Source organism: Burkholderia sp. ABCPW 14, from assembly GCF_001523835.1.
Classification (GTDB): Bacteria; Pseudomonadota; Gammaproteobacteria; order Burkholderiales; family Burkholderiaceae; genus Burkholderia; species Burkholderia mayonis.
On the sequence record NZ_LOVS01000072.1, the window covers coordinates 130,806 to 155,428 of the forward strand.

Below are 24,623 nucleotides of genomic sequence, written 5' to 3' on the forward strand. Positions count from 1 at the left end.
TCACCTCGTCGCATCCGGCGCGACGGTGGCCGTCGGCACGCCGGTGAAACGGCCGGCGCAGCCGGATCGATCTCGCGTCGCCGCCGCCCGGCATCGACCGCAGCTTCGGCGCATTGCCGGAATCGCCGCTCGAAATCAAGCGACCCAACCCGCTCGCTTCGCCGCATCGCCCGCGCCCGTGACGACGCGCGACTCGACGCAGTCGAGGCCGCGCGCTCAGCGCGCCGCGTCGCCGTAAATCAACGACACCGTGCCGTCGCCGATCGGGTGGCCTAACAGATTCAAGAGACCCGCGAGGTTGTCTCGCTGCTCGGGCGTGGCGCTCGCGGTGCCGCGGAACGACGCGCCCGTCGCGCCGAAATTCCCTTGCCCCGACATCATCAGCGGCCCCTTCAGCGTCGACAGATCGAGCGCCGAGTTCGCGCCGCGCGCCTCGATCACCGCGCGGTACGACCCGAGCGGCTTCACGCGCGACACGCGCGAGCTCATGTCGGTGATCGTCACGGTCAGCCGGCCGAACGCGTCGTTGCCGAAGAGCCGCCAGTCGGTCCAGTCGATCCGCATGTTGCCTTGCAAATCGAGCGTGTTGAACGGCGTGCCGAGGCCCGCGAGCAGCGACGCCGGCACCGCCATCGAGCCCGACGACAGCACCGCGCCGCGCAGCGTCGCGTCGAGCGTGACCGCGTCGGGCATCGCATCGGTCTGGCGCAGCCGCATCCGCACGCGCCCCGTGAAGAGCGGCCAGAACTGCGTGCGCCATTCGACGCGCCCCGGCAGCAGCGTCGACGTGCTGCGATCCGCACCAGGCGCGAGGAGGAGCGTCGCCGAGCCGCGCCAGAGCGAGCCGTCCGGGTCGACGAGATTGACGTGGCCGCCCGTCGCCCGGGCGAACCGTGGCGTGACCCACGACGCGGGCAGCAGCGCGACGAGCGTGACGAAAATCGCGAGGCCGCCGACGACGGCCCACGGCACGAGGCGCCGAATGCGCATCGGCCAGGTCATCGGCATTCGCACTCCGCCTTGTCGGCCGTATCGTGCATCGACGCCGCTCACTTGACCGACGCCGGCTGCAGCACCGCCGTCAGGTCGACCTGACCGTCTTCCTTCAGCCCGGTCACGTGCGCTTCGACGACCTGCGCCTTGAACTGGCGGCGCACGTCGTCGAGCCACTGCGTCCACGCGGGGAACGACGCGTTTTTCAACTGGATCTGCACGCCGCCGCCGACAATCTGCGGCGCCGCCGCAGCGAGCCCGTGATCGGACAGCGACGCGGTGAGCGCATCCTTCAGCGCGATGCCCGTCGGCGCGACGCCCTGCGCGGCGGCCGCGAGCGAGCGCGCCTCGTTCGCCTGCGCGGTCATCTCCGCGAGTTCGTGGCGCATCGTCGGCAGTTGGCGCTGGATCTGCGCGCGGCCTTCCTGCGCGGGCGACCACAGCACCGAATACGCGATCACGACCACGAGCACCGCTCCGCCCCAGCCGAGCAGCAGCTTCTCGCGCGCGGTGCGGCCTTCCCAGAACTGGGTCAGCGTTTCGTTCAATTCCGTTTTCATGAGCGGCTCCGAATGGTCCACTTGCCCGTGCTGCTGTCGATCTCGCCCGACAGGCCGTTGCGCGCGAGGCGCTGGGCGAAGTCCGGATCGACCTTGATCTCGGGCTTGAAGCCGACGTCGAGCCGGCGATCGTGATAATCGAGCGATGCGATGCCGTTCGGCGGCAGCGGCCCGAGCGAGCGCGCGAGGCCGCTCGCGAGCGACAGGAAATCGTTCGGCGACAGCTCGCCCGCCGCGATCCGCAGCCGGTCGAGCTGGCGCGTCATCTGCGCGGCCGGATCGAGCACCGTCGTCGTCTTCGGGAACGCCGACAAGAGCGTCTCGGTGATCTGCGCGGACAGCGCGTCGCGTTCGCGCGCAAGCTTCCACCAGTGCGCGTTCATCCCGATCACCGCGACCGCGAGCGATACCGCCGCGAGCGCGAGCGGCACGCGCAGGCGCGTGAGCGTCGCGCGGTCGAAGCGCCACGGCGCGAACTCGAATTCGAACTGGCAGAGGTCGAAGCGCACGTCGAGCGCGCGGCGCACGAGTGCGTCGAACGGCCAGATCGCGGCGCCCGGCAAGAGACGCTTGTCGTCGAGCGGCCGCACCGACGCGAGTTGCGGCTCGGCGCCCGGCTCGCCCAATTCGTAGAGTTCGAGCGGCGTGCCGTTCGCGAGCGCCTCGAGCGTCATCACCGCGCTCGACACCGGCGCTGCGAAGCCCTCGCCAAGCGCGCCGCGGGCGAGCGCGAGCTCGACGCGCGGCGCGGCGGCCGTCTCCGGCAGCAGCGTCGCCGATTCCTCGGCGAGCGACGGCGCGCTCGCCGTCGCGGCAAGACCGAGCGCGACGGCGACGATCGATTCGGACGGCTTCACGGCGTCCGCCGCCGCGCCTTTGGCGGCCGCATGGCCGTCGCTCGCCTTGCCGGCCGCCGCTGCGTGCCCCGCTTGCAGCTCGTGCGCGACCTCGGCTTCGGCCACGACTTCGGCCGCTTCGCGCCGCGTCGGCAGGGGCAGGCAGCGCGTGACGGGCACCGCGCGCAGATGGCGGTGTCCCGCCGCGGTGAACGCGTCGACGATGAACTTGAACCACGCGCGATCGATCACGGCAAGCACGCGGCGTCCGCCGTCGAGCGCCGCCGGGTCGACCACGATGTGGCAGCCCTGCGGATCCTGGATCAACTGATCCTCGATGATGTTCGGCAGCGCCTGCTTCAGTCTCGGCCCCTTCAGCGGCGGCACGGTCTGCTTGAGCATCAGCAGGTCGCGCGCGGCGACGACGAGCACCGTCGTCGCCGCCTGCGGCAGCAGCGACAGCGACGCGCGGCCCGCGCGCTGCGTGTGGCCGCTCTTGTCGACGAGCGCGAACGGCAGCTCGGGCCATTGCCATTCCTGCAACGGCACGGCCGGCTCGCGCGGCGGCAATAGGACAATCAACGTGCTCAAGAGCTCCTCTCCCGGATGGCGTTGTTATAGCTGATCGCGAATGCGCACGATGCGCGTCGTGTGCGTGGTCGGATCACGATACACGAGCGACGTGCGATCGACGACTGCACGATCGTGCTCGATCCGGCCATGGACGATGAAATAGCTGGACGTCACGTCGATCTGGCTCGAATCGAGGTTGATGTTCGGCGCGCCGGCGCCGCGCAGCGCGAGCTGCACGTCGCCGACATTGCGGAAAAACACGGTCTCGCGCCGCGACACGAGCGCCTGCGCGGACGACACCGACATCCCCGGCACGAGCGCCGCGATCACCTCGGCGGGCGCGGTGTTCAGATTGACGGGCGTCACCGTCGGCAGCACGGTGACGAACGGGCGCAGCCGCTCGACCATTTCCGGCGTGAAGCCTTCGACGTCGAGCAGCGAATCGGCGCCCGTCATCATCAGCGGCGCGGGCCCGCGGCCTTCGCCGCCCGCGAGGCCCGGCTCGTCGGTGAAATTGCCGCCGCTCTCGGTGCCGCCGTCCGGCAGCGGAATGGGCACGCCGCTCGCGGCGCCCGGCAGTTGGGCCGCCTGGAAGCGCGTCGCGGATTGCTTGAGCCCCGCGCGCACATGGCGCGCGACGACCTTCGCGAGCTGCTGGTCGAGCCCGAGCGTCGACAGGAGGCGCTGGAACGTCTGCACCTGCGCCGCGTTCAATTGCAGCGCGCCGGGCGCGGGCGACGACACGAGGTTGCGCAGATTGAACTTCGCCTGCGCGTCCTCGATCGAGCCGGACAGATAGGTGTCCGCGCCTTCGGCCGCGTCGGTCACGCCGATGCGGCCGAGAAAATCCGACAGCTTCGTTTTCGCGATCGGCACGGCCCAGATCCCGCCGAGATAGGTGATGCCGGGCGCGGTGTCGCCTTCGGAGCGCAGCACCATCCGGGTCCAGTCGAGCGCGCCGCGCGCGACCCATTGCGCCTGCGCGAGCAGCCGCTGGTTTTCGATCCGGCGCACCTGCACCTGCTGGCGCCACAGCATCCCGGACACGAGGATCGCCGACAGCGCGACGACCAGAAGCGCGTTGATGATCGCGACGCCGCGCTCGCGGCGGGCGCAGGCGCGGTTGCCTGCGCGGGTGCGCTTGCCCGCGCGGGCGCCCGCGACGCTCGGCGACCGTGGCGCGCGCGACGTGCTCGCGGTATGCGCCGCGAGCGGCGCACGCGGGCGGCGAAGCGAAGCAAGGCAAGCGAAGAGGGCGAGGAGGGCAGACGCGCGCATGTCACTCCCCGATCAGAAAGATGCGCGTGATCGGCACGCGCAGCGACGTCGCGCCGATGCTGACCTCGAGCCCCGTCACCGCACGCGGCGGCGGCGCATTGCCGAGGAGCGGCACCTTGAGCGCGTTGTTGTTCTGCTCGAGCGCGCTGTCGGCGTCGGGCATGCTGGTCGTCCAGCCGACCTTCGGCACGTACAGGCGCGCGTTGATCATGCCGACGCCGCGCATCAGCGGCACCGAGCTCCAGCCTTCGGTGTCGCCGCCGCGCACCGCGTCGCGCAACGCGTTGACGTCGCCGATCGGCGGCGACGCGTAGCGCACGACGCGGCCGTTCGAGATCCGGTAGCGCACGACCTGCAGACGCGGCGCCGCCCCCGGCGCGTCGAGCTCGCGCACGATCTGCAGCGTGTCGCCCGCGACGCGCACCGCGGGCTGGCCCGCTTCGTCGTCGGTCGCGGCGCGGCGCGCGTCGATGCGCATCTGGTCGAACATCTGCGCGAACACGCGCTCGTCCTCCATCGCGGCCGACACCTTCTCGCGGCCGCGGATGATCTGGTCGAGCCCGCGCCACGACAGGATCGCGATCACCGCGAGGATCGTGATCGCGATCATCATTTCGATCAACGTGAAGCCGCGGACGTCCCGAGGCGCGCTTCCTTGGGATGCGCGCCGCCTCCCCCGAGGAGACTGCCCGCGGGGCGCGCGGCGCTCAGAGCGAACGGCTGGTTTCATTCGCGACCACCGTGACCATCTGCGCGAGCACGCCGGCGCGGCCGTTCATCGACACCGCGATCTCGACGCGCCGGAACACCGGATTCGGCGTCGAGCTCACGCGCTGCGTGCAGGTGAGCGCGACGTTGCCCTGCGAGCAGTCGAACGTCTGCGTGCCGATGTCGGGCCACGCGTGCGCGAGGCGCAGCTGGGCGAGCGCGTTGTCCGCGCTCCAGCCGGCCAGGAGGCGCGTGTGAAGATCGGACGCGCCCGTCGCCATCGAGCCGACCGCGCGGATCGACGCCGCGAGCGCGACCGCGATGATCGCGAGCGCGACGAGCACCTCGATCATCGTGAAGCCGCGCGAACGCGCGGGCGAGCGGGGGAGAGCATGGGCGCGCATCGTCAGCGCACCTCGTAGCGGCCGTTGCCGGTGCCGACGATCGTCGCGCTGCCGACCGCGGAATAGAGCGTGACGCGCACCGGCACGTCGATGCTCTCGGTGCCGAACACGACGGCGTCGGTGCGCGTGTCGGAGCCGGGATAGTCGATCGCGGCGCCCGTCACGCCGCCGTCCCAGCCGCGCGCGCGCAGTACGTCGTCGCGCAGCGGACGCCAGCCGTCGCCCGTGCGGATGTCGAAGCGAAAGCCGTGATCGGTGGCGCGCCACGCGATCGGGCGCGCGCGCACCTGCGCCTCGTCGCCCGCCGTCTCGAACAGGAGCGCGACGCGCTGCGCTTCCTCGCGCAGATCGGTGCGCGGGTTGCGTCTGAGCGTCAGCGACGCGACCGACACGAGGATGCCCGCGATCACGAGCACGACGAGCATTTCGAGCAGCGTGAAGCCCCGCGCGCGACGACCGAAGGGAGCCCCAAAGGAAGTCGCTGTAGGGCGACCGAAGGAAGCCCCCGTGGCATGCCCGAACGAAGTCCCCGTCGAGCGACCGAAGGAACCCTCTACGGAAATCCCGAGGAAAGCCTCCGCGAATCGACCGCGGGAAGCCCCCGCGTGACGCCGCGTACCGAAAACGGAAGACGTGCCGGGTAGTGCGTACATCGAAACGTGCGTGGGTCGCGCGTGAGGGTGGCGTCAGCGGCTCATTGCCACGAGCCGATGTCGGAATCGTTGCCTTCGCCGCCTTCCTTGCCGTCGGCGCCGTAGCTGAATACGTCGATCTCGCCGTGCACGCCGGGGTTCAGGTACTTGTACGCGTTGCCCCACGGATCGTTCGGCAGGCGCTCGAGATAGCCGCCGTCCTTCCAGTTGTTCGGGATCGGATCGGTGGACGGCTTCTGGATCAGCGCGGTCAGGCCCTGATCCTGGGTCGGATAGCGGCCGTTGTCGAGGCGGTACAGCTTGAGCGCCTGCATGATCGTACCGATATCCTGCTTCGCCGCGATCCGGCGCGCTTCATCGGGACGGCTCATGATCTTGGGCACGATAAGCGCCGCGAGAATGCCGAGAATCGCCACCACGACCATGATCTCGATCAGCGTGAAGCCGCGTTGACGGCGTGCTGCCTGAGAACGGCGAGTGATCCACGTTTGCATGAGTGACTACCTCTTCTTCAAAAAATGAGCGGTGAGTGAGTAACGCGCGCGGCGCGAGCCGCTCGGCGTCCGCTGCGTGAAGCCGCATTGTAAGGCGCGACTCGCTTCGGGCTTCCACTCAACGCAAATTTCATATTCCTCCGTACAATAACGCGCATGAACGCGCTATCGATCCGGCTCCTTTCCCTCGCCCTCTTCGCGGTGCTCTGCGCGACGACCACCTACTGGTTCGTCACGCTGTCCGCGCATCAGGCTCCGCTACCTGCCGCCGCCGCCCGCACGCCGGTGCGCACGGAGGACGCCGCCGCGCTCTTCGGCGGGCAACTGACCCGCAATCCGATACAGGACATCCACCTGTTCGGCATCCTCGCGCTGCAGCGCGGCGCGGCGGCCATCGTCGGCATCGGCGGCGACGCACCGCACGCGGTGTCGCTCGGCAGCGAGATCGCGCAGGGCGCGAAGCTCGCCGAAGTGCGCGACCGCTCGATCATCGTCGAGCGCAACGGCGCGCGCTCCGAGATCTTCCTGCCCGCCAACACGCCGTCTCCCGCCATCTACGTCCGCTAGAAGCGCCGCGCCGCCGAGCGCGCCGCCTCGTCTCGGCCGGCCCGCCGCCGCGGGCCGCGCCGGTCTTCCGTCACTGCACCATGTTGTTGAGCTCGATGATCGGCAGCATCACCGCGAGCACGATCACGAGCACGATGCCGCCCATCGCGAGAATCAACAGCGGCTCGAGCAGGCTCGTCAGGAACATCGTGCGCCGCTCGAGCTCGCGCGATTCGCCCTCCGACGCGCGGTCGAGCATCGTCGTCACGTCGCCCGTCGCCTCGCCCGAACGGATCAGGTGCACGAGCACGGGCGGAAACGTCTTCACGTTGTTGAGCGCGCGCGACAGCGCCGAGCCTTCGCGCACGCGCACGATCGCGTCCTCGATGTTGCCGCGCATCGCGCGGTTCGACAGCGTCTCGCCCGCCGCCTGCAGCGCGCGCAGGATTGGCACGCCCGCCGCGGTCAGGATGGCGAGCGTGCTCGCGAAGCGCACCGTGTTGTAGCCGCGCACGAGCTTGCCCGCGAGCGGGGCGGTCAGGAGCCACCGGTCGAACGCGAGGCGCGGGCCGTCGCGCGACAGCGTCGCCTTCACCAGATAGACGACGACCGCGATCCCGATCAGGATCGCCCACCACCAGTGCCGGACGAAATCGGACAGCGCCATCATCACGATCGTCAACAGCGGCAATTGCTGTTTCGTGCTCGCGAACACGTTGACGACCTGCGGCACCACGTAGCTCAACAGGAACGTGACGATGCCGAACGCAATCACCGTGACGATCGCCGGATACGTGAACGCGAGCACGATCTTCTGCTTGAGCGCGTTGCGCTCCTCGATGTAGTCGGCAAGCCGCGACAGCACGATCCCGAGCTTGCCGGTGTGCTCGCCCGCCGCGACGAGCGCGCGATAAATTTCCGGGAAATCGCGCGGGTGCTCGGCGAGCGCGACCGCGAGCGAGTGTCCGCCCAGCACCTCGGCGCGGATCGCCGCCATCAGTTCGCGGATGTAGTCGCGCTCCGCCTGCTCGGTCAGCACCGAGAGCGCCTCGTCGAGCGGCAGCCCGGCGATCAAGAGGCTCGCGAGCTGACGCGTCAGGATCGCCTGCTCGCGCTGCGACAGCTTGCGGCCGAGCGCGAGGCGCTGGCTGCGTTCGCCGCGCTTGCGGCTCGCCGCCGGTTCGACGACGAGCGGCGTGAGCCCTTGCGTGCGCAGGTGGCCACGCGCATTGCGCGCGCTGTCGGCCTCGATGACGCCCTTTTGCGCGCGCCCCGCTGAGTCGATCGCTTCGAAACGAAAGGCCGGCATGACGCTATGCGCCTCCCGTCACGCGCAGCACTTCCTCGAGCGACGTCGCGCCCGCCGCGAGCCAGCGCTCGGCGTCGTCGCGCAGCGTGCGCATCCCGTTCGCGCGGCCGGTCGCGAGGATCTCGGCGTCCGCCGCGTTGCGATGGATCAGCGAGCGGATCGGATCGTCGACGGTGAGCAACTCGTAGACGCCGCGCCGGCCGGTATAGCCAGAATGCCCGCACTTGTCGCAGCCGACCGGATGCCAGACGGTGCGGCCGTCCTCGTGCCGCTCTTCCTTGCACACCGGGCAGAGCTGGCGCACGAGCCGCTGCGCGAGCACGCCGAGCAGCGACGACGCGAGCAGATACGGCTCGACGCCCATGTCGGTCAGGCGCGTGACGGCCGACGCGGCATCGTTCGTGTGCAGCGTCGCGAGCACCAGGTGGCCCGTCAGCGACGCCTGCACCGCGATCTGCGCGGTCTCGAGATCGCGGATTTCGCCGATCATGATGATGTCCGGGTCCTGCCGCAGGATCGAGCGCAGCGCGCGCGCGAACGTCATCCCGATCCGCTCGTTCACCTGCGTCTGGCCGATGCCGGACAGGTCGTATTCGATCGGATCCTCGACCGTCATGATGTTGGTCGTCGCGGTCTCGAGGCGCGACATCGACGCGTACAGCGTCGTCGTCTTGCCCGAGCCGGTCGGGCCCGTGACGAGCACGATGCCGTGCGGGCGCGAGATCAGCTTGTCGAATTGCACGAGCGTGTCGCGGCCCATCCCGAGCGCTTCGAGGTTCAGGCGCTGCGCATCCTTTTCGAGGAGACGCAGCACTGCGCGCTCGCCGTGCCCGGTCGGCAGCGTCGACACCCGCACGTCGACGGGCCGGCCGCCGACGCGCAACGTGATCCGGCCGTCCTGCGGCAGACGCTTCTCCGCGATGTCGAGCTGCGCCATGATCTTGATCCGCGAGATCAGCGCGCCGTGCAGCGCCTTCTTCGGGCGCACGACGTCGCGCAGCGTGCCGTCGACGCGAAAGCGCACGACCGACGCGTTCTCGAACGGCTCGATGTGAATGTCGGATGCCTGCTCGCGCGCCGCTTGCGTGAGGAGCGCGTTGATCATCCGGATGATCGGCGCGTCGTCTTCGGACTCGAGCAGATCCTCGACTTCGGGGATGTCCTGCATCAGCCGCGACAGGTCGACTTCGCCTTCGACCTCGCCGACGATCTGCGCCGCGCTGCCGTCCTGGCGCGCATAGGCCTGGTTGATCGCCTGCGCGAGCTCGTCGGCCGATACGCGCTGCACCGAGATTGCGCCGAAGTTGCGCGCGACCTCGGCGAGCGCGGCCGCGTTCGTGCGCTCGCTGATCCACACTTCGAGCGTGTCCGCGTGCTGGTGCGCGATCAGGATCTGGCCGGTTTTCGCAAACCCGTACGGCAAAAGACGCGCGGCGAGCGGCGACGGCGCGCCGCCCGCCGGCTGGTCCTGGGTGGCTTGCGCGAGCGCTTGCGTCACGGACGAGCTCCTGGCGACGCGGCACCGGCATCGCTCGCCGCCGCGGGCGCGCTGGCGGGCGCGGGCGGAGCGGCCTGCTGACGCCGCATCTTGTCGATGTCGAACAGGTTCATCGCGGGCGAGCCGCCCTGGCTCGGGCCGAGCGGCATCGGCGGCACCACCGGGTCGTCCTTGTCGCGGATGATGTTGTTGTCCGACTTGTACGCGCCCGTCACGCCCTGGATGTAGTCGTAGCGGTTGGACGTCACCGCCTGCGCGGTTTCGCGATCGCCGATGATGACGGGGCGCAGGAACACCATCAGGTTCGTTTTCTGCCGCTGCTTCGTCTCGGAGCGGAACAGCTGGCCGATCCACGGGATGTCGCCCAGCAGCGGCACCTTCTGGTTCGACACCTGGTAGTTATCCTGCATCAGGCCGCCCAGCACGATGATCTCGCCGTTGTCGGCGAGCACCGTCGACTGGAGCGAGCGCTTGTTGAACGTCGGGCCAGCCGGGTTAGACGTCGTGTTCGTCGTGCCGCTGACGACCGACGAATCCTCGGTATAAAGCTGCAGCTTCAGAATCCCGCCGTCGGTGATCTGCGGCTTCACGTGCAGCGTGAGGCCGACGTCGCGGCGGTCGTATGTGTTGAACGCCGACGTGTTCGAGGTGCCGCCCGTCAGGTTCGAATACGAGCCCGTCGCGATCGGCACATTCTGGCCAACGACGATCTTCGCTTCTTCGTTGTCGAGCGTGACGAGGTTAGGCGTCGACAGCACGTTCGCATCGCTCACGCCGGCGAAATACTGTAGCAACCCGCCGAGTCCCTTGACGCCGAACATGTCGTGCAGCCAGCCGATGTTGAGCCCCGGCGTAAGCGCATTTAGCACGTTGAGCGGGTTCGTCGCGCTGGCCGTCAGATTGGTGATGCTGTTGGCGGCAACGTTGCCCGCAGTGCTCGCCAGATTGGCGCCCGCATAGAGCGCGTTGTTCGCAACCTGCCACTGGATCCCGAGATTACCGGCCGTCGTCGAATTCAGCTCGACGATCAGCGCCTCGATATACACCTGCGCGCGCCGCGCATCGAGTTGATCGATCACTGCGCGCAAATTCCGGTACACCGGATCCGACGCGGTGACGATGAGCGAGTTCGTCGCCGCATCGGCCTGAATCATGCCGCCCGGCTGGTTTTCGTCGCTCTTGTCCTTGTCGCCGCCGAGGAGGCCGCCCGTGCCGAGACCGCCGCCGCCCATCGTGCCGCCGGTGCCGCCCGACGAGCTCGACGACGACAATCCGGAGGGCAGCGGCGGCGTGCCCGACGTGCCCGTCGAGAAACTCGAGCCGCTCTGCGAGCCGCTTTGATTGAACGCATTCGCATCGTTCGAGCTCGCCGACGAGCCGCTTTCGCTGCCGCCCTTGCCAAGCATCCCGCGCAGCGTCTTCGCGAGCTTCACCGCATCGGCGTTGCGCAGCGGCACGACGTGCATGTTGCCCGGCACCGCGCTCGGCGTATCGAGCTGCTGCGCGAGCTTCTTCGCCGCGGCAAGGCGCGACGTGTTCGACGCGCGCAGCAGCAGCGCATTGATCCGCGGATCGGCCTGCACGGTGACCTTGAGCGTCGCGTCGGTGTTGCCGATCGCGCCCGGATCGAGCAGCTTCGTGAGCTGCGTGGCGACGTCGATCGCGTTCGCGTTCTTGAGCGGCACGACGGCGACCTGCGCACCCGCCGCGCTGTCGACGCCCGAGATGATCTGCGCGATCCGGCGCACGTTGTCCGCGTAATCGGTGACGACGATCGTGTTGTTGGCCGGATATGCGGTGATCGTGTTGTTCGGCGAGATCAGCGGACGCAGCACCGGGAGCAAGTTGTTGGCCGATTCGTTGCGCAGTTCGAACACTTGCGTGACGACCTGGTCGCCGCGCGCCTGCGGCGTGTTGCCGATGTAGGTCGGCACGCCCTGCAGTTTCGCGTCGGCTTCCGGCACGACCTTCAGGACGCCGTGATCCTGGACGAGCGCGAAACCCTGCATCCGCAGCGCGGACTGCAGCGTCTTCAGCGCCTGATCTTCCGGTACGGGGCGTTCCGAAACGAGGTTCAGCTGACCCTTGACGCGCGGGTCGACGATGATCGTCTTGCCCGTCGCGGCGCCGATCGCCTTCGCGACCTGATCGATGTCTGCATTGACGAAATTGAGCGTGACCTGAGCGTGAGCGGCCTGCGCGACGACGATTCCGGCGACGACGAGCGCCGTTGCGACGCGCCGCAAAGCAAAGCGAGTTCTTGTCATGGAGTAATGGATCGATGCCGGCGGCGGCTGTGTCCGATGGTATTACGTAAGATCGATGTCAAAAAAGCAGACATTAGCAGTTTTTCATGTCCGAAATATCACATTGAACTGAGAACTGTCTCACATACGCCATAAAAAAAATCGAATGCGTATGCCGCATGTAAGTTTTTCCATGCGAAGTCTCGAGAGGAACCAACACGATAATGCGGTATAAACGTGCTTGGCAAACGCCGTAGTCCGAACCAACCGAACGGCCGCCCTGCATTGCGCACCGTTCGGTTGCAGGTATGATACGGGCGGCCGGAGCGGCTTCGCGCGAAAAGCGCGTGCGGGTTTTCCCGGTCTTCTGCGAAGCGTAAAACAATTCACCGGTTCATTTCTTTTCATATGACGATGCGGTTCGTTATTGTCGCGATGCTTGCCGCCGGCGCCTGGTTCGCCAGCGCACCCGCACGCGCCGACTGTTACGACGAAGCCGCGAAGTACCAGAAGGTGAATCCGCTGATCCTGCGCGCGATCGCCTGGCAGGAATCGCACAATCGGCCGGAGGCGCTCAACAAGAATACGAACGGCTCGACCGATTACGGCCTCATGCAGATCAACTCGATTCATCTGCCGACGCTGTCCCGCTACGGGATCACGAAAAACACGCTGATGGAGCCATGCAAGAGCGTCTATATCGCCGCGTGGCATCTGCGCCGCAAGATGGACAAGTACGGCAACACGTGGCAGGCGGTGGGCGCCTACCATTCGGAGACGCCGTCGCTGCGCGACAAGTACGCGAAGCAGATTGCCGACATTCTCGTTCGATGGAAGCTGATGCCGGCGCCGGTCGTACAGGATGCGCAGAGCGCGCAACGCTAGCCGGCCCGGCCGCGAAACATATATAGATAGACATAGCGAGACAGCATCGCCGGACCGCGCGCCTGCGCAAGCCCAACGCTCGCGCCGCGTGCAAACACTTCCACCGATCTCGTTCACGCCGCACGCATCATGAAATCGCCGCCGGCTGGCCGTCGCGCACGGCCGTCTGTCTATATTTGATGCACAATGCGGCTTTCCCGCCGCTTGTCCGCGCCGGCCGCTCGCCGGTGCCGCCCCGTTTTCCGGAGCACGGCGGCTCGCTTCCCGCTTTTTTTCGTTGGTGCGCACCGCAATGAACCAGCCGTTGCCCGTCACCGTGCTTTCCGGCTTCCTCGGCGCCGGCAAGACCACGCTGCTCAATCACATCCTCGCGAATCGCGCCGGCCTGAAAGTCGCCGTGATCGTCAACGACCTCGCCGCCGTCAACGTCGATGCGACGCTCGTGCGCGATGCGGCCGAGTTGTCGCACGTCGAGGAGCGTCTCGTCGAAATGTCGAACGGCTGCATCTGCTGCACGCTGCGCGACGACCTGCTCGTCGAGATCCGCCGCCTCGCGGCCGAAAACCGCTTTGACGCGATCCTGATCGAATCGACCGGCATCGCCGAGCCGATGCCGATCGCCGAGACCTTCACGTTCGTCGACGACGACGGCTCGACGCTCGACGACGTCGCGCGCCTCGACACGATGGTCACGGTCGTCGACGCGTTCAACTTCCTGCGCGACTACGGCCGCGACGACGCGCTCGCCGAGCGCGGCCTCGCCGCGACCGAAGAAGACGACCGCACGCTCGTCGAGTTGCTGATCGAGCAGATCGAATTCTGCGACGTGCTCGTCATCAACAAGGCGGATCTCGTCGATGCCGACGCGCTCGCGCGCCTGCAGCGCATCCTCGCGAACCTGAATCCGCGCGCGCGGCAGATCGTCAGCCGCTTCGGCGACGTGCCGCTCGCCGACGTGATCGACACCGGGCTCTTCGATTTCGAAGCGGCCGCGAATGCGCCGGGTTGGCTCGCGTCGCTCGAGCATCGCCATGACGAAGACGAAAACGACGAGCACGCCCCCGGCGATGCGCACGTGCACAGCGAAGCCGACGAATACGGGATCGGCCACTTCGTCTACCGCGCGCGCCGGCCGTTTCATCCGGAGCGGCTCTGGGCGCTGCTGCACGAAGAGTGGAAGGGCGTGCTGCGCAGCAAGGGGTTCTTCTGGCTCGCGACGCGCGACGACATCGCCGGCTCGCTGTCTCAGGCGGGCGGCGTGTGCCGGCACGGTCCGGCCGGGCACTGGTGGGCGGCGCAGGACCGCGCCGAATGGCCGGAAGAGGGCGACGAACTGTACGAAGAGATCGTCGCCGACTGGCACGGCGACCTCGCCGATACGGCGATCGGCGACCGTCGGCAGGAGTTCGTGCTGATCGGCATCGAGCTCGACGCGCCCGCATGGCGCGCGAAGTTCGACGCGTGTCTGCTCACCGACGCCGAGTACGTGCAAGGCAAGAACGCCTGGACGCGCTACGCGGATCCGTTCCCGGCATGGGACATCGACGAACATGACCATGAGCACGGCCATGACCACGGCGACGACAACGACCCCGGCGACGACGCTGAAATCGTCCATCGGCACTGATCGTCAAAGATTGAAAAAGACCATGCGGCGTGGCAAAAAAGCCGCGCCGAAAAGAAAAAACCCGCTGGCACCAGCGGGTTTTTCGTTCGCGAACAGTTCGTCTCAGCGCTTGTTCACTGCGTCCTTGAACGCCTTGCCAGCCGTGAACTTGACCGTCTTGGCTGCCGGGATCTTGATGGTCTCGCCCGTCTTCGGGTTACGGCCAGTGCGCGCTGCGCGCTTGCCCGAACCGAAGCTGCCGAAGCCGATCAATTGAACTGAGTCGCCTTTCGACACAGACTTCTTGATCACTTCGAGGAGCGTGTCCAGCGTTTCGCCGGTTTGAGCCTTGCTGGCGCCCGTCTGGGCGGCGACGGCGTCGATCAGTTCCTGTTTGTTCATTAAGGTTCCTTTCCAGGTTAGGTTGACACGAACAGCGCGAACGCGCCGATTATACGTGCGCGAACCGTGCCGTCTATAGTGTGTGGCGACGGCACGGCGCAAAGTATTGCGCCGCGCAACGCACCGCCGGGTGTGCCTCCTGGCAGCTCCGCGATACGGCGCTTGCTATGATAGCGCAGCGCAAACCCAATAACGACAAGGGTTTCAAAGATTTTCGAGCGAATTTTGTCGAGTTAGATGCTTCCCGTGCGGTTTCCGCGCCGCGCGATCCGGCTTCGCCGCGGCGCGTCGGAGGCCGACGCACCGTTCCGTTGGATTTTGCCAACGCCTTGCGGGACGGGGCTCGCGCGGCGGTTCGTCGCAATTTCGCCGCCTTCTTTTTTGTTTCGCATGCCCGATCGAATCGTTCCGGCGACGCTCGTCTTCCGCGAAGACGGCACCGTCGTCTCGCCCCTCTACGGCGACATCTACCATAGCGCAGCAGGCGCGCTTGCCCAGGCCGACCACGTGTTCATCCGCGGCAACGACCTGCCGCGGCGCTGGCAGCACAAGCGAACTTTCACGATCGTCGAGACGGGTTTCGGCATCGGCTGCAACTTTCTCGCGACATGGGCCGCATGGCGCGCCGATCCGTCGCACGGCGAGCGGCTTCACTTCGTGTCGGTCGAAAAGCACCCGTTCACGCACGACGACCTGCGTCGCGCTGCCGCGCATATCGTTGCATATACAACTATTGAGCCACTCGTCGACGAACTCGCGAACGCATGGCCCCCGCTCACACCGGGCGTCCACCGTCTCGAATTCGACAACGGCCGCGTGACGCTCATGCTCGTGTTCGGCGATGCGCTCGACGCGCTGCCGAATCTCGTGCTGCGCGCAAACGCGTTCTATCTCGACGGCTTCGCGCCGTCGAAAAACGCGGACATGTGGTCGCCCGCGATCTTCAAGTCGCTCGCGAAGCTCGCCGACGAGCATGCGACGTTCGCGACCTACACGAGCGCGGGCACCGTCAAGCGTGCGCTCGACGTAGCGGGTTTCACGTATCGGAAGGTCGAAGGCTTCGCCGGCAAGCGCGCGATGCTCGTCGGCGAATTCGCGCCACGCTGGCGCGTGCGGCGCCATGAGCCGCCGCGCGCGCGCGCTGTCGAGCCGCGTGATGCACTTGTAATCGGCGCGGGGCTCGCCGGCTGCGCCGTCGTCGAGCGGCTCGCCGCGCGCGGCTGGCACGTGACGCTGATCGAGCGGCACGCGGAGATCGCGAGCGAAGCATCCGGCAATCCCGCCGGCGTGTTCCATCCGATGATCGCGCGCGACGACAACCTCGCGGCCCGTCTGTCGCGCGCCGGCTTCCTTCATGCGCTGAACCGCTGGCGCGCGCTCGAGCGCGCGAGCCACACGTTTGCGCGCAGCACGCAAGGCCTCGTGCAGCTCGCGACATCGGACGACGAGTTCGAGCGGATGTGCGAGAGCATCGATGCGCTCGGCGTGCCGGCCGAACTCGCGTCGACGCTGTCGCGCGACGAAGCGCGAGCGCTGTTGCGAACGGACGTCGCGTACGGCGGATGGCTATTCCCGCAAGGCGGCTCGATCAGCCCCGCCGCGCTCGCGGCCTCGCAATGCGCGGCGGCCGGCGAAAAGCTCACGCGCATCGTCGGCATCGAAGTCGCGCGGCTCGAGCGCCGCGACGACGGCCGCTGGCGCGCGCTCGACGCATCGGGCGCAACGCTTGCGCAGGCGAGCGTCGTCGTCGTCGCGAACGCGGCCGATGCCGCGCGCATCGTCGGCCTGCGGCATGCGCCGACGCAGCGCGTGCGCGGCCAGCTCACGCTGCTGCCGCCGGGCAGCGCGCCGGCCGTGCCGGTGCCCGTGATCGGCGACGGCTACGTCGTACCGCTTGCCGATGGCGTCACGCTGACGGGCGCGACGTACGAGCCGGACGATGCGGATGCGACACTGCGCGAAGCGGGCCATCGCGAGAACCTCGAACGGCTCGAACGGCTGCTGCCTGCATTTTCCGCGGCCACGCTCGATGCAGGCATGCTGACGGGCCGCGTCGGCTTTCGCTGCGTCGCGAGCGACCGGTTGCCGCTTGTCGGCGAACTGGGCGACGAGACAGCGGCCGCTCGCGATGCGGCTGCGCTGACGGGCGCCAAGCTGCGCGACATTCCGCGCGCGGCGGGTCTGTACGGCGCATTCGGCTACGGTTCGCGTGGGCTTGTCTGGGCGGCGCTCGGCGCCGAGTTGATCGCCGCGCAGATCGAAGGGGAGCCGTGGCCGCTCGAGCGCGAACTCGCCGAAGCGATCGACCCGGCCCGCTTCCTCGTCCGCGCATTGCGGCACGGGCGCGTCGACTGACTCACCCGGCCGACTCACTATCCGGGCAACGGCGCCCTTCCTTTCTAGCGCGTCGCCGCTCCATTCTCGAACCCGACATCGACGCCGCACACAGAATCGTCGACCAGTTATCCACGCGACCCTGTGGATAACCACGCGAATTCCGAGCGCAATCTCTGTGCAATCGATGTGGACGTAAACGGGGCAACTTCGCACAGCCGCACAGATCCGAAAAAGTTGCTCATCGAAACCCTGTGCGGGCAAACAGGCTGTCCATCCGGTTATGCGACGCGCAAGTCCATGATCCGTCGTCGTAAACGCCGGTTATCCACAGAAATTCGGCCGCTTTGTTAACTTCTACTATGTATATATACAGGTTTACCTCAAGGTAAACGGGCTAGCCTTGGCGATCGGCCAACCCTTTGCCCAAATTCGGTCCGGCCCGGAATAGCTGTGGCACAATCGGTTTCCTTCACGCATGTCATGGCACTGCGCCACGCGTGCATCTATGGAACGGTCGGCTCGAATTCGAATCTGAGGATTTGAGATCGCGCTGTCCATTCACACACGCCAGGCCGACCCCAGATCGGCCGCAAGCCCGACTGACCGTCGCACCCTTTTCGGCGACGCGGGCTTACCCCATGTCCTACTGGTCGTACAGAACAACGAACGACGGGGCAACCACTCATCCAGCGCGCATCATTCGCTCGACTCGCTCGATCCGCGTCGCCGGAGGTTGCCTTCCAAAGGAGAAGTCACCACGATGAAGTCAGCGTTCTCGTTTCTACCCAACTGGCCCCTCGTCCCGGATGCGATTTTTTGGGCCGGCTTTGCACTCTTCGCCGCCGGTCTGTGCGGCGAGCTCTGCTATCGTGCGTGGCGCTTGCCGCGGATCACCGGCTATGCGGTGATCGGGCTCATCGCCGGCTCGTTCGGCTTCGGCGTGATCGATGCGAGCACCGACGACACGTCTCGGCTCCTCGTGAACGTCGCGCTCGGCCTGCTGCTGTTCGAGCTCGGCAGCCGGCTCGATTTGCGCTGGATCCGCCGCAATCCGTGGCTCATCGCGTCGAGTCTCGCCGAGGCGACGCTCACGTTCGTGCTCGTGCTCGCGGTGCTGCTGCTGCTCAAGGTGCCAGGAATGATCGCGCTCGTGCTCGCGGCGATCGCGATTTCCACGTCGCCCGCGATGGTGATCCAGCTGAAGACGGAATTGCGCGCGGAAGGGCAGGTGTCGCAGCGGCTCATCACTCTGTCCGCGCTGAACAGCGTCTACGCGGTCGTGCTGACGAAGCTCGTCACGAGCTGGCTGCATCAGGAAGCATACGGCAACGTGTTCGCGACGATCCTGCAGCCGATCTATCTGCTCGCCGGCTCGTTCATCGTCGCGTATCTGTTCGCTCGCGCATGCAATTATCTGTTCAGGCATGTTGCCTCGACGATGCGCGACGAACATTCGTTTGTCGCGCTGTTCGGCCTCGTCGTGCTCGCGATCGCGGTCGCGCAGGTGCTCAAGCTGTCGACGATGCTCACGCTCCTGCTCGCCGGCATCATCGTGAAGAATCTCGAGGCGCGTCCGCAGTTGTGGCCTGAGCATTTCGGCACCGCCGGGTGGCTGCTCACCGTGATTCTGTTCGTGCTGACGCTCACGTCGTTCGCCTCGCAGGACATCGTCGCGGGCGGACTCATCGCCGGCGCGCTGATCGCGACGCGCTTCGTCGCGAAGCTCGTCGGCGTGCTCGCGTTCGCGAAGCCGAGCGGCCTCGGTGTGAAGCAGGGCGTCGCGCTCGGCTTCTCGCTCGTGCCGATGTCGGCGCTCGCGTATCTGCTCGTCGACGACACGTACCAGCTCTACCCGAATTTCGATCCGCGCCTGCGTGCGGTCGTCATGTGCTCGATCGTCGTGCTGCAGCTGATCGGGCCGCTCATCGTCTATCGTAGCCTGTCGGCCGTCGGCGAACGGCGCGACGCCATCTGATCCGCGCGTTCGCCGCTTCCCGCCCCGTTATCCGGAACCACGCCATGGCACTCGAAACCTTTGTCAATTCCGAACCGTTCACGTTCGGCATCGAGCTCGAAATTCAGATCGTCAATACGCACAACTACGATCTGACGAAAGCGTCGTCCGATTTGATGCGGCTCATCAAGGATGTGAAATTTCCCGGGAACATCACGCCGGAAATCACCGAAAGCATGATCGAGCTGTCGACGGGCATATGCAGGACGCACGATCAGGCATTGGGCGAACTGCACGCGATCCGCGACACGCTCGTCAGCGCGGCCGACCAGTTGAACGTCGGCCTCTGCGGCGGCGGCACGCACGCGTTTCAGCAATGGAGCGAGCGGCAGATCTTCGATGCGCCGCGCTTCCAGTACATTTCCGAGTTGTACGGCTATCTTGCGAAACAGTTCACGGTGTTCGGCCAGCACGTGCACATCGGCTGTCCGGACGCCGACAGCGCGCTGTTCCTGCTGCACTCGATGTCGCGCTTCATTCCGCATTTCATCGCGCTTTCGGCGTCGTCGCCGTATGTGCAGAACGTCGACACCGGCTTTCATTCGGCACGCCTCAATTCGGTGTTCGCGTTTCCGCTGTCGGGCCGCGCGCCGTTCGTGCTCACCTGGAACGCCTTCGAGGAGTACTTCACGAAGATGGTGAACACGGGCGTCGTCAACAGCATGAAGGATTTCTACTGGGACATCCGCCCGAAACCCGGCTACGGAACGATCGAAGTGCGCGTGATGGACACGCCGCTTTCGGTCGATCGCGCGGCCGCGATCGCGTGCTACATCCAGACGCTCGCGCGCTATCTGCTGATCGATCGACCGCTGAAGCTGTCGGAGGATGACTACCTCGTCTACACGTTCAACCGTTTCGAGGCATGCCGCTTCGGGCTCGAGGGGACCTGCGTGAATCCGCAGACGGGCGAGCGCCGGACGATCGCCGAGGACATCCTCGACACGCTCGACCGCATTGCGCCGCATGCGGCAGCACTCGGCTCGCGTGCGGCGCTCGACGAGATCGGCGCGCTCGCGAAGGCGCGCGTCAACGATGCGTCGTGGCTCCGGACGATCTTCAAGCAGGAAAAATCGCTGAACGAAACTGTGCGCCAGCAGTGTCTGCGCTGGCGGGAATGAAAAATAGTTTTTCAAATCGTCGCATCCGACGAGCACGGGTTTAAGTTTACCCCAACGTAGACGTATGTAAACGTAGTAGTAGTTAACAAGCCTCCGCCGATTCTGTGGATAACTTGATATTTCGCCGCAAAGTCAAAGGCCTGTGGCATTGACAACGATGCGAATCGAGTGAGAATTCCAGCGGATGTCCCGGGGCGGAAAATTTCTCGGCGAGCCTGTGCCGCAAGTTGTCAAGAAACGACGCACAGTTCGTTCCTGTGCTTATTCAGTCGTTATCCACGGGTTGGGTGGGATAACTTAGCTGTGCGATTTTCCGCTCTCGCTTAGAATGTCGGCTTCGCGGTGGTCGGCGCCGACGGGGGTGCTGAAACCGCGTGCAGGTTCGCGGCGTGTGCCTCGCGGCGAACATGTCGGACGCGCTCGTCCGGGTGCGCCCCTTTGAGACAGAGATCGAGACCTGATCTCCCCACAAACGGCCGCCTTCAAAAGACGGCCGGCAACAGCGAAAAGACTATGAGCGAAGGTGTTTACGGGAACCAGGCTGCGGGGCGAGTGACCCACAGCCTGTTGCGGTTGAGCACGGCTATGCGGAGCCAGGCATGGGATTGGGCGGAAGGCGCGGGGTTGACGCCGACGCAGGGTGAAATCCTCGTGCTGCTGCTTCAACGCAAGGGGCCGATGCGGCTGGGCGAGATTGCGCGCGAAACGCAATTGACCGCGGCAACGACGAGCGATGCGGTGAGCACGCTCGAGCACAAGGGGCTTGTCGAGAAGCGCCGAGCGCTCGACGACGGCCGCGCGCTCGCGGTGCGCTTGAGCGCGCGCGGCCGCACGGCGGCGAAGAAGGCGCTGCAGTGGCCGGACTTCCTGTCGAAGGCGGTCGGCACGCTCGGCGGCGACGAGCAGGGCGTGCTGTATCGCGCGCTGCTGAAGACGCTGCGCGAGCTGCAGGTCAAAGGCGACATTCCGCCGCACCGGATGTGCGTGACGTGCAAGCACTTCCAGCCGGGCAAGGCGGCGCGCAAGCCGACCTACCGTTGTTCATTGCTCGACATGACGATGGCGGACAGCGACCTGCGTCTCGACTGCGCGGTGCACGAGGAAGCGGACGCCCTGACGCAGAAGAAGACCTGGAAACTGTTCGCGCAGGCGTAATGCGCGTCGAGCGGGGGCTCGTTCGAGCCGGAGGCGCCGATGAATGCTGAAGCCGTTGCGATTCGCCACGTGAATTTCGAGGACCTCGGGAGTTTCGAGCAGGTGCTCGGCGAACGCGGGCGGCGCGTGCGCTATGTCGACGTCGGCGGTTCTCGCGTCGACGCGCTCGACGCACTCGAGCCGTCGCTGCTCGTCGTGCTCGGCGGGCCGATCAGCGCGTACGACGACGATCTGTATCCGACGACGGCGCTGCTCGCGGCGCTCGTCGGCAAGCGGATCGAAGCCGGCTTGCCGACGCTCGGCGTCTGCCTCGGCTCGCAGCTGATCGCGCGTGCGCTCGGCGCACGCGTGTATCCGGCGGCGGCGAAGGAGCTCGGCTGGATGCCGCTCACGCTGACGGAAGCCGGGCGCGCGTCGCCGCTGCGATACGTCGACGGCGCGATCACGTCGATGATGCACTGGCACGGCGACACGTTCGATTTGCCTGCGGGCGCGATCCATCTCGCGTCGACGCCAACGTGCCGCAACCAGGCCTTCTCGTGGGGCACGCACGTGCTCGCGCTCCAATGCCATCCGGAGATTCGCGCCGACCGCTTCGAGCCCTGGCTGATCGGCCATGCGGGCGAGATCGCGGCGACACCCGGGGTCGACGCGAAACGATTGCGCGAGCAGACCGCGCAGCTCGGCCCGACGCTCGAATGCGCCGCGCGCAAGATGTTCGGCGAGTGGCTCGATTCGGTCGGGCTGTAGCGGCCGGTCGGCTTCGGTTGCGTTCGTTCGAAACGAAACGGTTCCGGGTTCGTCACCGATCCCGGCGCCGTTTCCATTTTCGTTCCATGGCGTGAGTCATCGTGCTCGCGGCAAGCCTGCGCGCCGCGTGCTAACCTCGGTCGCTCGACTTCTTTCGCGAGAGCGGCTGCCATGAGTGCGTTGTTTTCTCCGTTCACGCTGCGTGGCGTGACGCTTCCGAATCGCATCGTGATTTCGCCGATGTGCCAGTATTCCGCCGAAAACGGCGAGGCGCGTGCATGGCACCTGATCCATCTCGGCCATCTCGCGCTGTCGGGCGCGGGACTTCTCTGCATCGAAGCGACGGCGGTCGAGCCCGATGGCCGCATTTCGCCCGCGGACCTTGGCTTGTGGAACGACGCGACCGAAGCCGCGCTCGAACCCGTGCTCGCGGCGATCCGCAAGCATTCGCCGATTCGCGTCGCGATGCAGCTTTCGCACGCGGGCCGCAAGGCGTCGAGCGACGTGCCGTGGAACGGCGGGCAACTGATTTCGGTCGACAAGGGCGGCTGGCAGCAGTCCGCGCCGTCCGCGGTCCCGCATCGGGAAAACGAACCGTCGCCGCTCGCGCTCGACGCGGCCGGGCTCGAGCGCATTCGTCATGCGTTCGTCGAATCGGCGAAGCGTGCGGCGCGTCTCGGCATCGACGCGCTCGAAGTCCACGCGGCGCACGGCTATCTGCTGCATCAATTCTTGTCGCCGCTGGCGAATCATCGCACCGACGCATACGGCGGCTCGCGCGAGAACCGGATGCGCTTTCCGCTCGAAGTATTCGACGCGGTGCGCGCGGCGTTTCCGGACGATCGCCCGGTCGGCGTGCGCGTGTCCGCGACCGATTGGGTGCCGGGCGGCTGGGAGCTCGACGATACGATCGCCTTCGCGCACGCGCTGAAGCGGCGCGGCTGCGACTGGATCGACGTGTCGTCTGGCGGCGTGTCGCCGCTGCAAAAGATTCCGCTGTCGCCGGGCTATCAGGTGCCGTTCGCGCAGGCGGTCAAGCGCGCGGTCGACATGCCGACGGTCGCCGTCGGCCTCATCTCCGATCCCGAGCACGCGAATCGCCTGATCGAAGCGGGCGATGCGGACTTCGTCGCGATGGCGCGCGCAATGCTCTACGATCCGCGCTGGCCGTGGCACGCGGCCGCGAAGCTCGGCGCGACGGTCAATGCGCCGCCGCAGTATTGGCGTTCGCAGCCGCGCGAGCACAAGGCGCTGTTCGGCGACGTGTCGTTCGGCCAGCGTTGAGCGCCGCGTGTGCGTTGCACACGCGGCGCGTGGCGGACGATCAGCGTGAGCGCCGAACCGATTGCCGACTCGATCGGCGTTGCGTGATTTCGTGTGATTTCACGCGATTTCGTGCGTCGAGCGGCCGTTCGATGTTGAACGAAGCAATCCCTAACGTGTAGGATTCGGGTGATTCGCACTCGGCCGGCGCACGGCATGCAACGCCGCTTGCGCCGTGATCGACGAAGCGGCGCGAGGGACATGCGCTGCGCGTTCGTTTCAGTTTCAAGTCGTCTTCAAAGGATTCGTTCGATGAGTTCACGCAGGATCGTGGTGCGCCGCTCGGGCGTTCACGGCAAGGGCGTATTCGCCGCGGTACCGATCAAAGCGGGAGCGCGCGTAGTCGAATACAAGGGCGAGCGGATCTCGTGGAAAGAGGCGCTGCGCCGCCATCCGCACGACCCGGACGATCCGAATCACACGTTCTATTTCGCGCTCGAAGCGGGCGGCGTGATCGACGGCAAGATCGATGGCAACAGCGCACGCTGGATCAATCACTCGTGCGCGCCGAATTGCGAAGCGGAGGAGGTGGACGGACGCGTGTTCATCCACGCGCTGCGCGACATCGGCGAGCAGGAAGAGCTGTTCTACGACTACGGCCTCGTGATCGATGCGCGCCTGACGAAGAAGCTCAAGCGCGAATACGCGTGCCGCTGCGGCGCGGCGACGTGCCGGGGCACGCTGCTCGCGACGTCGGAAGAAGACGAGGGCAAGAAAAAGAAGAAGGCGAAGAAGGGCGGCAAGGACAAGAAGAAGTGACGCCGCCGCGGCGATGCGCGACGCCAGTGCGCACGCCGCGGTTTCGCCGGCTCTCGAACGGGCGGCCGAATCGAAAAAGGCCGTCCCGGTGCTTTCCAGTCCCAACTAATCAGCGTGCGGCTGCGATCCTTCGCAGGGGCAGCGCGCGTCATTTGCGCCGTGTCGTCGATGGG

At 66.7% G+C, this 24,623-nt stretch carries 23 protein-coding genes; 10 read left to right on the forward strand and 13 right to left on the reverse strand.

What is annotated here, in order from left to right:
* Positions 1–216: 216 nt before the first annotated feature.
* Genes WS62_RS11285 through gspG form a run of 8 tightly spaced genes read right to left on the reverse strand, consistent with a single transcriptional unit; the run spans position 217 to position 6,499 of the window.
* Positions 217–1,008 (reverse strand): type II secretion system protein N, encoded by a 792-nt coding sequence (locus tag WS62_RS11285; RefSeq protein ID WP_066570913.1) that lies wholly within the window; start codon positions 1,006–1,008, stop codon positions 217–219.
* A 41-nt stretch (positions 1,009–1,049) separates the two neighbouring features.
* Complete coding sequence (gene gspM, locus WS62_RS11290; RefSeq protein ID WP_066570959.1) at positions 1,050–1,553, reverse strand: type II secretion system protein GspM; 504 nt, start codon at positions 1,551–1,553, stop codon at positions 1,050–1,052.
* The gene (gspL, locus tag WS62_RS11295; RefSeq protein WP_066570914.1) at positions 1,550–2,980 is read right to left on the reverse strand and encodes a type II secretion system protein GspL; all 1,431 of its coding nucleotides are present in this window, start codon (positions 2,978–2,980) and stop codon (positions 1,550–1,552) included. Before gspL ends, gspM begins: the two co-directional genes overlap by 4 nt.
* A gap of 24 nt (positions 2,981–3,004) precedes the next feature.
* Positions 3,005–4,240: a type II secretion system minor pseudopilin GspK gene (gene gspK, locus WS62_RS11300; RefSeq protein WP_066570915.1), complete on the reverse strand. Its 1,236-nt coding sequence runs from the start codon at positions 4,238–4,240 to the stop codon at positions 3,005–3,007.
* Position 4,241: 1 nt separating this feature from the next.
* Positions 4,242–4,970, reverse strand: coding sequence for a PulJ/GspJ family protein (locus WS62_RS11305; RefSeq protein WP_066570916.1), 729 nt, complete (start codon positions 4,968–4,970; stop codon positions 4,242–4,244).
* Positions 4,948–5,358, reverse strand: coding sequence for a type II secretion system minor pseudopilin GspI (gene gspI, locus WS62_RS11310; RefSeq protein ID WP_197419317.1), 411 nt, complete (start codon positions 5,356–5,358; stop codon positions 4,948–4,950). The genes WS62_RS11305 and gspI overlap by 23 nt, the downstream gene beginning before the upstream one ends.
* Positions 5,355–6,005 carry a GspH/FimT family pseudopilin gene (locus WS62_RS33320; RefSeq protein ID WP_082720880.1) on the reverse strand — a complete coding sequence of 217 codons (651 nt, stop codon included), beginning with the start codon at positions 6,003–6,005 and terminating at the stop codon, positions 5,355–5,357. The genes gspI and WS62_RS33320 overlap by 4 nt, the downstream gene beginning before the upstream one ends.
* Positions 6,006–6,046: 41 nt before the next feature.
* The gene (gspG, locus tag WS62_RS11320; RefSeq protein ID WP_066570917.1) at positions 6,047–6,499 is read right to left on the reverse strand and encodes a type II secretion system major pseudopilin GspG; all 453 of its coding nucleotides are present in this window, start codon (positions 6,497–6,499) and stop codon (positions 6,047–6,049) included.
* A gap of 156 nt (positions 6,500–6,655) precedes the next feature.
* Between gspG and WS62_RS11325 the strand changes: the two genes are divergently transcribed.
* A complete protein-coding gene (locus WS62_RS11325; RefSeq protein WP_066570918.1) occupies positions 6,656–7,066 on the forward strand; it encodes a general secretion pathway protein GspC in 411 nt (136 codons plus the stop codon).
* 70 nt (positions 7,067–7,136) lie between these two features.
* Here the strand turns inward: WS62_RS11325 and gspF are convergent, their stop codons facing one another.
* Genes gspF through gspD form a run of 3 tightly spaced genes read right to left on the reverse strand, consistent with a single transcriptional unit; the run spans position 7,137 to position 12,119 of the window.
* A complete protein-coding gene (gspF, locus tag WS62_RS11330; protein ID WP_066570919.1) occupies positions 7,137–8,354 on the reverse strand; it encodes a type II secretion system inner membrane protein GspF in 1,218 nt (405 codons plus the stop codon).
* Between the two features lie 4 nt (positions 8,355–8,358).
* A complete protein-coding gene (gene gspE / locus WS62_RS11335) occupies positions 8,359–9,852 on the reverse strand; it encodes a type II secretion system ATPase GspE (RefSeq protein ID WP_066570920.1) in 1,494 nt (497 codons plus the stop codon).
* A complete protein-coding gene (gene gspD / locus WS62_RS11340; protein WP_066570921.1) occupies positions 9,849–12,119 on the reverse strand; it encodes a type II secretion system secretin GspD in 2,271 nt (756 codons plus the stop codon). Before gspD ends, gspE begins: the two co-directional genes overlap by 4 nt.
* A 387-nt stretch (positions 12,120–12,506) precedes the next feature.
* On the opposite strand from gspD, the gene WS62_RS11345 reads away from it, so the two are divergent.
* Together WS62_RS11345 and WS62_RS11350 are read left to right on the forward strand one after the other, a co-directional pair.
* Positions 12,507–12,983: a lytic transglycosylase domain-containing protein gene (locus tag WS62_RS11345; protein WP_066570922.1), complete on the forward strand. Its 477-nt coding sequence runs from the start codon at positions 12,507–12,509 to the stop codon at positions 12,981–12,983.
* A 292-nt stretch (positions 12,984–13,275) separates the two neighbouring features.
* A complete protein-coding gene (locus WS62_RS11350) occupies positions 13,276–14,610 on the forward strand; it encodes a GTP-binding protein (RefSeq protein WP_066570923.1) in 1,335 nt (444 codons plus the stop codon).
* A gap of 102 nt (positions 14,611–14,712) precedes the next feature.
* On the opposite strand, the gene WS62_RS11355 is transcribed toward WS62_RS11350, so the two are convergent.
* A complete protein-coding gene (locus WS62_RS11355; protein ID WP_010100512.1) occupies positions 14,713–14,991 on the reverse strand; it encodes an HU family DNA-binding protein in 279 nt (92 codons plus the stop codon).
* 390 nt (positions 14,992–15,381) lie between these two features.
* On the opposite strand from WS62_RS11355, the gene mnmC reads away from it, so the two are divergent.
* From mnmC to WS62_RS11370, 3 genes are all read left to right on the forward strand, one after another.
* Positions 15,382–17,346: a bifunctional tRNA (5-methylaminomethyl-2-thiouridine)(34)-methyltransferase MnmD/FAD-dependent 5-carboxymethylaminomethyl-2-thiouridine(34) oxidoreductase MnmC gene (mnmC, locus tag WS62_RS11360; protein ID WP_066570924.1), complete on the forward strand. Its 1,965-nt coding sequence runs from the start codon at positions 15,382–15,384 to the stop codon at positions 17,344–17,346.
* Positions 17,347–18,088: 742 nt separating this feature from the next.
* The gene (locus tag WS62_RS11365; RefSeq protein WP_066570925.1) at positions 18,089–19,303 is read left to right on the forward strand and encodes a cation:proton antiporter; all 1,215 of its coding nucleotides are present in this window, start codon (positions 18,089–18,091) and stop codon (positions 19,301–19,303) included.
* A gap of 44 nt (positions 19,304–19,347) precedes the next feature.
* Positions 19,348–20,463 (forward strand): YbdK family carboxylate-amine ligase, encoded by a 1,116-nt coding sequence (locus tag WS62_RS11370; RefSeq protein ID WP_066570926.1) that lies wholly within the window; start codon positions 19,348–19,350, stop codon positions 20,461–20,463.
* A 297-nt stretch (positions 20,464–20,760) separates the two neighbouring features.
* On the opposite strand, the gene WS62_RS33345 is transcribed toward WS62_RS11370, so the two are convergent.
* Positions 20,761–21,024, reverse strand: coding sequence for a diguanylate cyclase (locus WS62_RS33345; RefSeq protein WP_082720881.1), 264 nt, complete (start codon positions 21,022–21,024; stop codon positions 20,761–20,763).
* Between WS62_RS33345 and WS62_RS11375 the strand changes: the two genes are divergently transcribed.
* The 4 genes from WS62_RS11375 to WS62_RS11390 all read left to right on the forward strand — a co-directional run bounded on the left by WS62_RS11375 (position 20,977) and on the right by WS62_RS11390 (position 24,450).
* A complete protein-coding gene (locus WS62_RS11375; protein ID WP_066488824.1) occupies positions 20,977–21,618 on the forward strand; it encodes a MarR family winged helix-turn-helix transcriptional regulator in 642 nt (213 codons plus the stop codon). The two genes, WS62_RS33345 and WS62_RS11375, sit on opposite strands and share 48 nt — an antisense overlap.
* Positions 21,619–21,657: 39 nt before the next feature.
* Complete coding sequence (locus tag WS62_RS11380; RefSeq protein WP_066570927.1) at positions 21,658–22,368, forward strand: glutamine amidotransferase; 711 nt, start codon at positions 21,658–21,660, stop codon at positions 22,366–22,368.
* A gap of 171 nt (positions 22,369–22,539) precedes the next feature.
* Positions 22,540–23,652 (forward strand): NADH:flavin oxidoreductase/NADH oxidase, encoded by a 1,113-nt coding sequence (locus WS62_RS11385; protein WP_066570928.1) that lies wholly within the window; start codon positions 22,540–22,542, stop codon positions 23,650–23,652.
* Positions 23,653–23,943: 291 nt separating this feature from the next.
* Positions 23,944–24,450 carry an SET domain-containing protein gene (locus WS62_RS11390; protein WP_066570929.1) on the forward strand — a complete coding sequence of 169 codons (507 nt, stop codon included), beginning with the start codon at positions 23,944–23,946 and terminating at the stop codon, positions 24,448–24,450.
* The last annotated feature ends 173 nt before the right edge of the window (positions 24,451–24,623 follow it).